The organism is Pleionea sediminis (assembly GCF_007570825.1).
Taxonomy (GTDB): Bacteria; Pseudomonadota; Gammaproteobacteria; order Enterobacterales; family Kangiellaceae; genus Pleionea; species Pleionea sediminis.
In genome coordinates, this window is sequence record NZ_SUNB01000002.1 from 308,724 (window position 1) to 321,539 (window position 12,816).

Here is a 12,816-nt window from a genome sequence, read left to right on the forward strand (position 1 = left end):
TTGATGTCGGCGTTTTGAACAATCACTTGCTTTTACCTTATTTACGGAAAGCTCTTATTGCTAAAAGCCCCAGTAACAAAGCGACTGGGAAGCTTCCACCACCGCCACCACCGGAGCTAGGCTTAGATACAGTGACAGATTTACTTATTGTATTTTCAAAACCTTGCTCATCAGTAACGGTTAATTCAACCGTATAAGTTCCCTTTTTAGAATACGTGTGAGTAGGAGAAACTTCAGTCGAATTACTTCCATCGCCAAAACTCCATTGATAACTCAGCGCACCATTTCCACCAGAGCTATCATTGGAAAATGTAACTTTAAGATTATCAGTAGTCATGGTGAAGTCAGCAATGATTGCTTCAAAAGTATTTCTCAATTGAATTGAGGCAGTACGCCCTTCGTCCATAATATTGACTACTTCCATTTCAAAGCCGTGAGATTCAAGAACAACTCCAGCAGTCGGTGCACCAGGCTTTGAATAATCATCAGTATCTCTAAAAATATTGTAGCCATTTAATGTAAATGCGGCATCTCGAAGCTGGCTACTTGTTGGGCCAGTCGAAGTTGACAAGTTGGCATCAATAACACTTATCAAGCCATAACCTGGGTGATCACCAACATTGTTATCTTCGTAAGAATCATTACGGTACCAAACAACGACACCATCTTCGAATCCACGCGTTGATAACCCTTCATCAACACCATTGTGGCTTCTCAATTGAATGTAGTAGCTTTTGCCGCCAAGACCTGGAGCCGAAGAAGGCAAGTTTACTTTGATCTGATTGTACTCAGCGTCATGCTCAACTGCCTCAGCAAGAGTAATATTTTGATCGCCATTGAGAAGGTCATTCATATTGATAGTCAACTGATCAATCCAATTACCGCCATAGTTTGACTGTAAGAAGTCACGAGCGTAAGGACTAAAGCTTACAGGCTGAGTACCACTTGGACTACCCGCCCACGATCCCGCCGACATTACACTCCAGTGTGATACCGGAGAGTTAGTTGCGGAATAGGTCGTATCATATTCATCTGGTAAGCCAAGATCGTGTCCAAACTCATGAACAACAACCCCGATTGCAGCATCAATTGGTTGAATGGTATAACCGAAAAGTTTAATTGCAGAATCATCGACAGAAACCCCAGAAGATCGGATGTTGCCTGTGTAATTAACATAAAATCGGTGAGACCAAATCGCATTTGCGCCTAAGTTTCCACCACCTGCTTCTTCACCGATGCTTGAATGATAAATCATAACATGATCAATAAAACCATCTGGCTCAAGCATATTGCCATCTCTATCTAAATCATAAGGATCTTCGACATCGTATTCCGTCAAATCAATACCAAATTCAGCGACAGCCTTGGTAACCGCTTCCTGTACAAGTTCGCCTGGACGTTGGTCATTATCGTATTCACCAGCGTTGCCGCCATAGTATGCAGCGTTATTATCAGACGTTACCCATCCAAATGTTTCACCCGTAAAAAAGAAGCTTCCACCTGACTCTTCTTGATAGAATTGATAGGCCGTTTTTAATGTTTCACCGTTTGGCCCCTCATATCCATTGGTCGCAAACTGCATATTCTGATAGTGATCTACGGTATAATCCGAATAATACATTGCAGTATCTCTTCGGCTCAGTCCATTGTCATCATGAGGTAGATTAGGGAAATCAATTAAAACAGAAAGAACTTTAACTGTTTTTTGCGTGTCATCGCCCAGCTTAGTAAAAGCAGCTGACGCTTTCTCTCGAGCTTGCTCTTCAAACTTAACAATAATTTCAGGTCTACGATAGCCTTGTTTTACATTGCCAACAAATTTCTTTACTGCTGTGCGCTCTTCTTTACTATTTGCATCATAGGCAAGATTACCATTTTTCTTTAACCAATAAGCAATTCGTTCTTCATTGATAACACCAGGGTCTTTCAATGAATAATTAGAGGAGCTATCCGTTGCACTTGCAGAAAAACTGGCTACTGCCATTGCGCCAATAAAACTATTTAAAACAAACTTATGCATTACTTCGTACCTTTCTTACATTTTTCAAATTGAGAATTCTTTAATTGGATATATTCACGAATAGCCTGCTCCCTTTCACTGGGCGACATGTCCTCTGTAATCTTTCCGTTCTGTTCTAGCATTGGTTCTAAAACCCAAATGTTTTCTACTTGAACAGGAGCAGGACACTTAATATTCGGTAAATGAGTTGATTCAACAATGGCCTGAGAATCACCATTGTTTTTTGACTGGCAGGCAGTTACTAGAAGGCTAAATGCCAGAAGAGTAATGTGAAAACTAATTGTAAACTTCATAAACCAACCATCCGACTTTGAGATAGCCCATAGTTTACAATAGTTTATATATCTCAAATCAGTAAATAATACCGCCTATCCGGGGTAATTCTTCACGAAGTACTAGTTCACAAAACCGTAAATCATTACTTTACAAGACCTGTCGGCTTACCTGATATACTTCTATCTTGTTGTTTTTATTCGGTTTTTACATATAAAAGTTAAAGGTATTAAATGTTGTTTTTTATAAACGCAAAGAAATTTTTAAATAAACTTAATCTAGCTGTCAGATCATTCAATAATCAATTGAAGAATAATCAACTAATCCTTCCTTATTTGACTTAAAAACCCACACGTTTCGCAAAGCCACTCCGGTAGTTGATTAATCAGCTAGTCAATTAAAAATCGACATCACTGGCACGTAACAAATGACTCAGGTCGAACTCCATACTTTAAAAAGTTATAATAACGCCAACCTATTGATACCCTACGAGTTAGAGTCGTTTATGAGTTTATTGCCACATCTTGAAGTTGAAACAGGAAGTCGTCCCGATGCCAGTATCATTTGGCTGCATGGTCTAGGTGCTGACGGTCATGATTTTCAGCCCATCGTATCCGAACTACAGTTACCTCAAACAACTCAATTTCGATTTATTTTCCCTCATGCACCATCAATTCCAGTAACCATTAATAATGGATATGTCATGCCGGCCTGGTACGATATTTTAGACATGACAATCGATCGTAAAGTTGATGAAACACAACTACGCGCATCGTCTCGAAAGATAGAAGAATTTATCGACAATGAAATGAAACGAGGTATTTCATCAGAAAGAATCATCATTGCAGGGTTTTCTCAAGGTGGTGCTGTTGCCTTTGAAACAGTACTCACTTCAAAATTAAAGCTTGGTGGTCTACTGGCTATGTCAACTTACTTTGCAACGAAAGATTCTATTCAATACAGCGAACAAAATAAGCAAACTCCAGTTGAAATTCATCATGGTACCTACGACCCTGTAGTTCCTGAGTCTCTTGGACAAAGCAGCTTTGCATTGCTGAAATCGAAAGAATATCCTGTAGAATATAAAAGCTATCCGATGGAACACGCCGTATGCCCTCAGCAAATAAAAGACATTTCAAATTGGCTTCAAAACCGATTGCTTTAATTGAGTTTAACGTTATCTAAATAGCCGTATTTTCAAAGGCCAAACGAATGAACCCATCGAATTAAAAAATAAATTCATTTAACTTGCAAATTCAATTGCTATTCAGTTGAGTTCTGTGATTTTCAATCAGAATATTTCTTATCGAATGGACGAGCGAGTCGTTCGGGAGTTAAAAGCTCCCGGAGCTGCTCCTCACTCAATGATGTAAGAGATTGTGCAACATCAATAATTGACCGACCTTCTGATTGAGCCACCTTAGCGATTTCAGCAGCCTTCTCATATCCAACTTTAGTATTAAGCGCAGTGACTAAAACAGGATTTTTGAAAAGCCGTTCGTTCAACGAACTTTCATTTACTTCAAAATGCGACAATGTTTTGTTTGCTAGTGATAAAATCCCTGAGCTTAACAATAAAATTGATGAAATCAACTTATCCGCAATTAACGGGAACATGACATTGAGTTGAAAATTACCTGACTGGTTCGCCAATGTAATCGTCGCATCATTACCTATTATTTCTGCACACATCATTGCAATACTTTCAGGAATAACAGGATTAACTTTGCCTGGCATGATTGAAGATCCTGGCTGCAAAGCTTTTAACTGAATTTCGCCTAATCCCGATATCGGCCCAGAATTCATCCAACGAATATCGTTTGAGATCTTCATTAAAACTGTTGCTAATACTTTGAGTTGTCCATGAATTTCAAGAGACGGGTCCTGTGAAGCGATCCTCGAAGCTAAGTTACTGCAAGGTTTAATTGGCAACTCGAATTGTTGTGATAATTCATCAGCAACAGTCTCGGGAAAGTTTTCATGTCTATTAATTCCGGTCCCTATCGCGGTTCCACCAAGCGGTATTTCAGATAATCGACTGAGCGAGCTTACGATACGCTCTCTAGACTCACAAATTTGAAATCGCCAAGTCGCAAATTCATCACTCAAAAATATTGGCATAGCATCCATCAAATGAGTACGTCCCGTTTTTATAACTCTGTTGAATCGCTCTTCTAGAGAAGATATCTTCTTGTCTAACTGCTCAATAGCAGGTAGTAGATGTTCAACAATAAGCACTAATGAAGCCAGTTGGATCGTAGTAGGAATTACATCGTTACTACTCTGACCAAAGTTTACGTGATCGTTGGGATGAATTAACTCGTCATTCTTTTTTGCACTTTGGTTCGCAAGTGTAGCTATAACTTCGTTCATATTCATGTTTGTGCTGGTACCGGAACCAGTTTGAAAAACTGACACGGGAAAGGACTCATTTCTAATGGCTTCGTTGCCAAGGATCTTATCGCATGCCGATATAATTAATTGTTCATGGATCTCTGATAAGCCTCCTAATGTCTTATTGGCTTTTGCAGCAGCTTTTTTAACCTGAGCTAAGGCAGTGATAAATCCATCTGGCATCGCCCTTGATAAGTAATCGAAATTTTCTATAGCTCGTTGAGTTTGTGCGCCATAGAGCGCATCATGCGGGACCTTTATAGATCCGAGGCTATCCTTTTCAATTCGCATTTTGGCCATGTGCTAACTCCATAATGGTTGAGAATTTTAATTAAATTAACTAACCTGATACTGGTGTATTAAGTTGCTGCAGTCAAATTCGCCAAAGTTACATTATAAACGTTATTTTATAGTCAACACTCTTAAAAGATCATCGCATATAAACACATCTTCTAAAACATTAATATAAACTGGAGCCTTATCATATGAGTAATAAACTAGGAAAGGTCACAACAATCGATCTCGAAGGAAACTCTGTCAACATGATGAGTTTTGAAAAACTAGAAGAACAATATGATCTAAAACGGCTTCCCTACTCGATTAAAATATTGTTAGAAAATTTACTACGGCATGAATCAGAAACATTTGTTGCCGAAGACGATATCCACCAAGTAGCAAAGTGGGAAACAGATAAAGAGATTGAACACGAAATAGCTTTCGTACCTGCAAGAGTCGTATTGCAAGATTTTACCGGCGTTCCAGCAATTGTTGATTTAGCAGCAATGCGTAATGCAATGGATCGGCTTAAAGGAGATACTAGCAAAATAAATCCTTTCAACCCTGTTGAGCTAGTCATTGATCATTCCGTTATGGTCGATTACTACGCCACTGATGACGCTCTTGAGAAAAATACAGAAATTGAAATCCAACGTAATAGTGAACGTTATAAGTTTTTAAAATGGGGACAATCTGCCTTTACAAACTTTAAAGTTGTTCCACCTGGCCGTGGTATTGTCCATCAAGTCAATCTTGAATACTTGGCGCGCTGTGTATTTAATACGGAAATCAACAACCAGCAGTGGGCTTATCCCGATACGCTTGTCGGAACAGACTCACACACAACGATGATCAATGGACTAGGAATTTTAGGTTGGGGCGTTGGCGGCATTGAAGCTGAAGCGGCCATGCTAGGCCAACCCGTCACTATGCTTATTCCGAAAGTTGTTGGATTTAAATTAAGTGGTAAGTTAAACGCCGGAGTTACTGCGACTGACATGGTCTTAACAATTACTGAGCGACTTCGTGCTCATGGTGTTGTTGGCAAGTTCGTTGAGTTTTATGGTCCAGGACTAGAACATTTAAGTACTGCCGATCGGGCAACCATTGCAAATATGGCGCCTGAATACGGAGCTACTTGCGGTATCTTCCCGCTTGATAAAGAAAGTACGCGTTATCTAAAACTTACAGGTAGAAGTGACTCGCAAATAAAACTCGTTGAAACCTATGCTCAAAAACTTGGTATATGGCACGATAAAAATTCTGCCGATGCATCCTATCACGAAAATATTGAATTTGATTTATCAAAAGTAGAACCCTCTATAGCAGGGCCAAAACGTCCACAAGATCGCATTGCACTTTCAGATGCGTCAGCTAAATTTCACGAATGGCTCGACGAACGTATCAGCACCATAGACCCAGACGCCAACGCATTCTCCGATGAAGGTGGAGCCAGTGCGGATGCTGAAGCCTCACAATCTCAGGGTAAAGGAGTCAGTGTCGAATACAAAAATCAAAAGTTCGACTTAAAACCTGGCGCCGTTGTTATCGCCGCAATAACAAGTTGCACCAACACATCTAATCCTTCAGTGTTGATCGCAGCTGGACTTTTAGCAAAAAAAGCTCGAGAGAAAGGGTTAACAACAAAACCATGGGTTAAAACATCGCTCGCTCCTGGCTCTCAAGTCGTTACCGAATATTTAAAAAATGCAGGGCTGATGGATGATTTAAACGCGCTCGGCTTTAACCTCGTTGGTTATGGTTGCACCACTTGCATTGGCAACTCAGGTCCCTTATCCAAGCCTATTGAAAACGGAATCCGAACAGGCAAGCTTCCGGTTTGTTCTGTTTTATCGGGGAATCGTAACTTCGAAGGGCGTATTCATTCCGATATCGCAGCCAACTATTTGGCGTCACCACCACTTGTTGTAGCCTATGCTTTAGCAGGTAATATGCAGATCGATTTAACAAAGGAACCGCTCGGCAATGACGCAGATGGAAAGCCTGTTTACATGAAAGACTTGTGGCCAGAGGATTCTCAAATAAAGAAAATAGCCGATGAGTTTGTATCACAAAACTTATTCAGCGAAAAATACGCCGATATATTCAAAGGCAATCAAATTTGGGACAAACTGGAAGTATCAGACAAAACGATATACGATTGGCCAGAATCAAGCTACATAAAGCAACCTCCCTTTTTCACTTCAATGGATAAAAAGACGCCTGATGTCAATGCCATTGACAATGCACAATGTCTTGTGAAAGTTGGCGACAGTATTACTACGGATCACATTTCACCCGCAGGTGCCATTTCAGAAAGTAGCCCAGCTGGTGAGTATCTTAAGTCAATAGGCATTGAAGTTAAAGATTTTAACTCTTATGGCTCTCGTCGCGGAAACCATGAAGTCATGATGCGTGGAACTTTTGCCAATGTCCGGTTAAAAAATCAATTAGCTCCAGGAACCGAGGGCAGTCATACTACTCATTATCCATCTGGCGAACAAATGTCGATCTTTGATGCAGCTCAAAAGTATCAAAATAACAATGTACCCAGTGTTGTCATTGCCGGCAAAGAATACGGAACAGGATCCAGTCGCGATTGGGCGGCTAAAGGTCCTGCTTTACTTGGAATTAAGGCAGTTCTTGCAGAAAGTTACGAAAGAATTCATCGTTCCAACTTGATTGGAATGGGCATATTACCGCTGCAATTTCGGGACAATGAAGGTGCCGATAAATACGATTTGAAAGGTAATGAAACTTTTTCTATTCCAGCAATAAAAGCCGGTGATAAATCAGTTGTTGTAACAGTAAAAGACGAAAGCGGAAAATCCAAAGCAGAAATCGATATGATCATCCGCATCGATACAGAAAATGAATTCCAATACTTTTCAAATGGAGGCATCTTGCATTTTGTTATTCGTAAACTGTTAGACTAATAATAAAAATTGTCACCAGAGAGCAAAGACTCTGGTGACAATAACTAAAAAGAATTAAAATAAAAGCAACCCTAAGTGCTCTAAGAACTATTATGAATGAACATTCCGAAACGCTTCTTAACCTTCGAGTAATTACTCCAGAAGACTACCCTGCACTCGCAGCTATAATGGACACCGTTTACCCCGATATTGGAGGAGCCTGGCCTAAAGCAACCATACAAGCTTTGATTAATGCTTTTCCTGATGGGCAAATTTGCATTGAAGACAATGGGCAACTAGTCGCTGCAGCGTTGACCATAAAAGTGAATTATAATCGCTATTCTTCACGACATACTTATAAAGATATTGTCAGTGACAAAGAAATTGCCAAACACGATGATCATGGCGATGCACTTTATGGTTTGGATGTTTTTGTACATCCAGATTATCGAGGTCTTCGTCTTGGTCGACGTCTATATGAAGCAAGAAGAGAACTCTGCCGTGCATTAAACTTAAAAGCTATCTTAGCTGGCGGACGTATCCCTGGTTATCGAAATTACTCAGATGAGCTATCGATTGACGAATACATTGCTCAGGTTACTCGCAAAGAAATTTACGATCCTATTTTATCATTTCAATTGGCTAATGACTTCGACATAAAGCGCTTACTTCATAAATATTTACCCGAAGACAAAAAGTCTCGTGGCTTCGCCACCCTTTTAGAATGGGACAATATTTTTTATGATGAAGATACAGAATCAGTTCACAGCGCTGAGAAGACTATCGTCAGAATTGGGGTTGCACAATGGCAAATGCGCACAGTTCGCTCATTAGAAGATTTACTCAGCCAAACTGAATTTTTTGTATCATCATTATCGGATTACCAATCCGACTTCGCTTTATTCCCAGAGTTTTTTAGTGCTCCCTTAATGGGCTTAGCTCCTGAAAAGTCACCTGTCGAGGCAATTCGCTTTTTATCAGAGTTTACGGAAGAAATTAAAACGAGAATGTCTCAAATGGCAGTAACTTACAACATCAATATCATTGCGGGCAGTCTACCCGCAGAGCATGACAATCGGCTCTACAATGTTTCATATCTTTGTCATCGTGATGGACATATTGACGAACAGTATAAGATACATATAACTCCTCACGAAAAGCGAGACTGGGTTTTAGATGGTGGCGATATAATTAAAGTATTTGAAACTGACGCTGGACGAGTCGGCATTTTAATTTGTTACGATTCCGAATTCCCGGAGCTAGCACGTAAACTGGCGGAACAAGACGTTCAAATTCTGTTTGTCCCTTTCTGGGTCGACACAAAAAATGGTTATTTACGCGTACGGTTATGCTCTCAAGCGCGTGCGATAGAGAATGAATGTTATGTCGCAATCGCAGGAAGCGTAGGAAACCTACCAAGAGTGGATAATGTAAATATACAGTATGCTCAATCAGCCGTATTTTCACCTTCCGATGTTTACTTTCCTCACGATGCAGTTATCACTGAGGCAACTGCCAATGCAGAGATGATGATTTATGCAGACGTCGACCTTGCAAAGCTCAAGTTGCTCAATACTGAGGGCTCAGTGAACAACTTGAAAGACCGACGTCTTGACTTATATCAAATAAAGTTCAAAGACTAATTATGCTCTTTGAACTTTGGTCGGAGGAATATCATACTGCTCTCGAAACGCTCGACTAAATGTTGATAAACTCTGAAAACCGACCGCATAAGCAATTTCACTAATAGTCCCCTGCTTCGACTGCAACATTTGATAAGCGGTTTCAAGCCGACGTTTCTTGAGTAAACTTTTGGGTGAGCAACCGTACATTCTTTTAGTGTAACGAAATAAAGTACTTCGGGTCATGTTGAGAGCTTTATACATTTGTTCAACGTCAAATTCCCAACAACTTAAGTTATCAGAGATAACCGCTTCAAGTTTTTTACATCTCTTATTTTCTTGCCCTTCTAGACCGTGAGTAGAAATGCGTTGCTCGATATTATTCTTATATTTTTCGAATAATACCTCCGACAATCTTTGTTTATGAGCTAAATGACTTTTTACCCGAGCCTTCAACTCATCATTGTCAAAAGGTTTAGATAAGTAGTCATCGGCGCCGAGTTCAAGACCTCGAATAGTATCAGGTGTATCACTTAAAGCTGTAAGCAGCATTATCGATAAGTGCGCCAGCTGTTGATCATCACGCAGCTCACGTGTGAGTTGATAACCGTCCATCTCAGGCATCATTACATCAGCTATAATGAGGTCAGGTTGAATTGATTTAGCCAGCTCGAGCGCGCGAACTCCATTCTCCGCATCGACGACATGATAGTCAGATTGCAAAATTGTCCTTAACAACCGACGGATATTCTCATTGTCATCAACAACTAGAACCACTTTTCTATGTTCTTTAAGAGGATTATTCTCATCTCCGCTATCTTCTTGCTCTCTTTCTTCAGGTTTTAATAGTTCGGGTCTATCTTGACCATAAACTTTCTCAGATTCTTGCATTCGCTCTTGTAGGGAAATATCTGTCGATTGACGACTTAAACTTTTCATTTGCGCCGTTGAATAATGTGAGTTTCCATTTTTAATCTTGATCGTGACCTGACAACCTTTTGGAGGTGCGTTTTTAATTAAAATATCACCGCTGTGGAGCTCGATTAACTCTTTAACCATTGATAATCCAACTCCTGTTCCGGGTAATGTCTTATCTAAAGAGCGCTTTCCTTGATAAAATCGTTTAAAGACATGAGGAATTTCACTCTCCTCCATTCCTGGACCTTCATCCATAATTTCAATAGTCAAATAGTCTACATCACGATCTAGTCTGATGTGAATGACGCTATTATCAGGACTGTATTTAATAGCATTCGACATCAGATTAGAAATAATTTTTTCAAAATGCCCTATGTCATAATAAACTGAAAAGTCATCTGCATTGAGATCCTTATTAATAGAAATCGACTTCTCTTTAAGCTTCAGCTGAAACCGGTTAACACAAGCATCAATCGTTGTTGAAGCATCAATATGTGACACATCAATCGGTAACGTCTTCGAATCAACTTGTTCAATATTGAAAACCTCACTCACCAAAGACATCATATGTAAGTTATTTTCTAATGCGGACTCCATTGCATCTTTTACTTCATTATCTTCAACGACTTTAGTTACTAACACGTTTTTTAACGGTCCAATTGACAGAGTCAATGCCGTTCTCAACTCATGAGATAAGTTGGTAAAGAACCGTTGTTTTGCAGCACTCATTTCACTTAACTCCTGGTTTAAATCAGCCTGCTTTTGCAACAACTCTTTCAACTTTTTACGCTTAAGTAATAACGACATTGTAATTGCTACTATAGCGAATAAAATTACAATCAATAACCATCGTCCCATTTTCTCCGTTTGAAGTTGTTTTTCATTGAGTAATGTTTCTTGATTCAAGCGTTCAATCTCTTGATTCTTCTCTTTAGCAGCGAATTGCTCTTGTAATTTTATAACGGTTTCGTTGTTTGTTTTTCTCTTTAACGCTAAGTCAGCTCCATGAAATTGCTTGTAATATTCAATAGCATTCTTTAGATCACCAGCATGTTCATAGCTTTTCGCATAATCATCCAGTATCCAGACTAATGCCTGTTCATTATTGGTCGCTTTGTAAAATTCTTCAGCTTGCTTTAAAGCCTCAAGACTTTTTTGATGTTGATCCAGAGCCCGATAAGCTATCGCTGCATTATTAAAAGATACTGCTCTTTCATATTGCAACCCATGTAAGTCGGCAAGCGCAATAGCTTCATTACTGGCTTCCAAAGTCTTTTCAAATTCATCTTTCGCTAAATGAAGACTTTGTAGAGTCACTAATGCCCAAGCTTTTGAACGAAATGCACCAATTTCATCAGAGAGTGCATACACTTGCTTTTGTAATTCATCACTTCTATTTAAATAATCATGATAAGCTTGATTTTCATCAACAGGAACTTCTGGATTTGAATGAAACTCAAAGACTGCTTTCATATAATAAATATTCATTTTGTTTGCCATACTTTGCACTTCAACAAAACGATCATTTAATCTCTTAGCAATCTCATTCATCTCATCGCTTAATTTTATAGCGCGTTGATATTCTTGAGTGAAATAGTTTAATTGCACAAGCTGGTGTCTAATAGCCAGTTCTAGTGATATATTATTTTGCTTTAAAGCAATATCTAAAGCAGACAGCAAGTTTTTAAGCGCATCAGCGAACTCATTTTTCCTAACTTGATACGCGCCTACAATATATAAGTACCAAACATGCATTTGAATACGGTCTTCATTCTTAAAATCATCTAAGTGAGGTTCAAGAATTTTTTCAAACCCTCCAAGATCCTGACTTTGTAATTTCTTGAGTGCATTCATCAAAGCGATCCAAGAAAGAAACTCTTTCTCTTGCTTTAACTTACTATTCATTTGCTCGATAATATGATTAGCTTTATCGTACTCGCCCACCTTAAAGCCCAATTGAGCTCTTAAAAATTGGAAGTCGAAATACTGTTGATCGGATGCATTATTCAATTGCTGTTCATTTTCGTCTAAAAGTGACATTGCAATATGAGGTGATGAATGCAGATTGTTTTTGGCATTTTCTATCACTTCATTGAGAGAGGATGCATTAATACAACTGGAACAAACGAGAATAATGCAATAAACATATTTGAGATCAGTGAAGCTTTTCATAGATTGACACTCTTTTATAAAAGTTATTATTTCAAGTGCTTGCTTTTTTTAAGTCATTAATTCAATTTTGCCCTCGGGTCCTATCTTGCAACTTTATTTTTTGAATCAAACCTGACTATACAAGCTAATCTTTTTTATTTGTTTTTTGTTACTTACAACCGACTGCTTAAATTAGATACAAATTTAGTTTCTCAACTTTAAACTTTCTAACAAGTTGTTTAGATAT

7 protein-coding genes are annotated in these 12,816 nt (G+C 39.0%); 3 read left to right on the forward strand and 4 right to left on the reverse strand.

All coding sequences use genetic code 11. The features are described from left to right. Window positions 1-37 precede the first annotated feature (37 nt). Window positions 38-2,020 carry an immune inhibitor A domain-containing protein gene (locus FAX86_RS11255; RefSeq protein ID WP_205859180.1) on the reverse strand — a complete coding sequence of 661 codons (1,983 nt, stop codon included), beginning with the start codon at window positions 2,018-2,020 and terminating at the stop codon, window positions 38-40. Then, complete coding sequence (locus FAX86_RS11260) at window positions 2,020-2,313, reverse strand: hypothetical protein (protein WP_144393516.1); 294 nt, start codon at window positions 2,311-2,313, stop codon at window positions 2,020-2,022. Before FAX86_RS11260 ends, FAX86_RS11255 begins: the two co-directional genes overlap by 1 nt. A 485-nt stretch (window positions 2,314-2,798) precedes the next feature. On the opposite strand from FAX86_RS11260, the gene FAX86_RS11265 reads away from it, so the two are divergent. Next, window positions 2,799-3,458: an alpha/beta hydrolase gene (locus FAX86_RS11265; protein WP_144393517.1), complete on the forward strand. Its 660-nt coding sequence runs from the start codon at window positions 2,799-2,801 to the stop codon at window positions 3,456-3,458. Window positions 3,459-3,580: 122 nt separating this feature from the next. Here FAX86_RS11265 and FAX86_RS11270 read toward each other — a convergent pair whose 3' ends face one another. Then, window positions 3,581-4,987: a class II fumarate hydratase gene (locus FAX86_RS11270; protein WP_144393518.1), complete on the reverse strand. Its 1,407-nt coding sequence runs from the start codon at window positions 4,985-4,987 to the stop codon at window positions 3,581-3,583. Between the two features lie 185 nt (window positions 4,988-5,172). Between FAX86_RS11270 and acnA the strand changes: the two genes are divergently transcribed. Then, window positions 5,173-7,899: an aconitate hydratase AcnA gene (acnA, locus tag FAX86_RS11275; protein WP_144393519.1), complete on the forward strand. Its 2,727-nt coding sequence runs from the start codon at window positions 5,173-5,175 to the stop codon at window positions 7,897-7,899. A 92-nt stretch (window positions 7,900-7,991) separates the two neighbouring features. After that, complete coding sequence (locus tag FAX86_RS11280; protein ID WP_144393520.1) at window positions 7,992-9,521, forward strand: bifunctional GNAT family N-acetyltransferase/carbon-nitrogen hydrolase family protein; 1,530 nt, start codon at window positions 7,992-7,994, stop codon at window positions 9,519-9,521. Here FAX86_RS11280 and FAX86_RS11285 read toward each other — a convergent pair whose 3' ends face one another. Then, complete coding sequence (locus FAX86_RS11285) at window positions 9,522-12,590, reverse strand: response regulator (protein WP_144393521.1); 3,069 nt, start codon at window positions 12,588-12,590, stop codon at window positions 9,522-9,524. It abuts the gene before it with no gap. Between the last annotated feature and the right edge of the window lie 226 nt (window positions 12,591-12,816).

Bases quoted from the DNA above. Each gene is read 5' to 3' on its own strand.
- FAX86_RS11255 (WP_205859180.1), bottom strand. From the start codon at position 2,020: ATGCATAAGTTTGTTTTAAATAGTTTTATTGGCGCAATGGCAGTAGCC.
- FAX86_RS11260 (WP_144393516.1), bottom strand. From the start codon at position 2,313: ATGAAGTTTACAATTAGTTTTCACATTACTCTTCTGGCATTTAGCCTT.
- FAX86_RS11265 (WP_144393517.1), top strand. From the start codon at position 2,799: ATGAGTTTATTGCCACATCTTGAAGTTGAAACAGGAAGTCGTCCCGAT.
- FAX86_RS11270 (WP_144393518.1), bottom strand. From the start codon at position 4,987: ATGGCCAAAATGCGAATTGAAAAGGATAGCCTCGGATCTATAAAGGTC.
- acnA (WP_144393519.1), top strand. From the start codon at position 5,173: ATGAGTAATAAACTAGGAAAGGTCACAACAATCGATCTCGAAGGAAAC.
- FAX86_RS11280 (WP_144393520.1), top strand. From the start codon at position 7,992: ATGAATGAACATTCCGAAACGCTTCTTAACCTTCGAGTAATTACTCCA.
- FAX86_RS11285 (WP_144393521.1), bottom strand. From the start codon at position 12,590: ATGAAAAGCTTCACTGATCTCAAATATGTTTATTGCATTATTCTCGTT.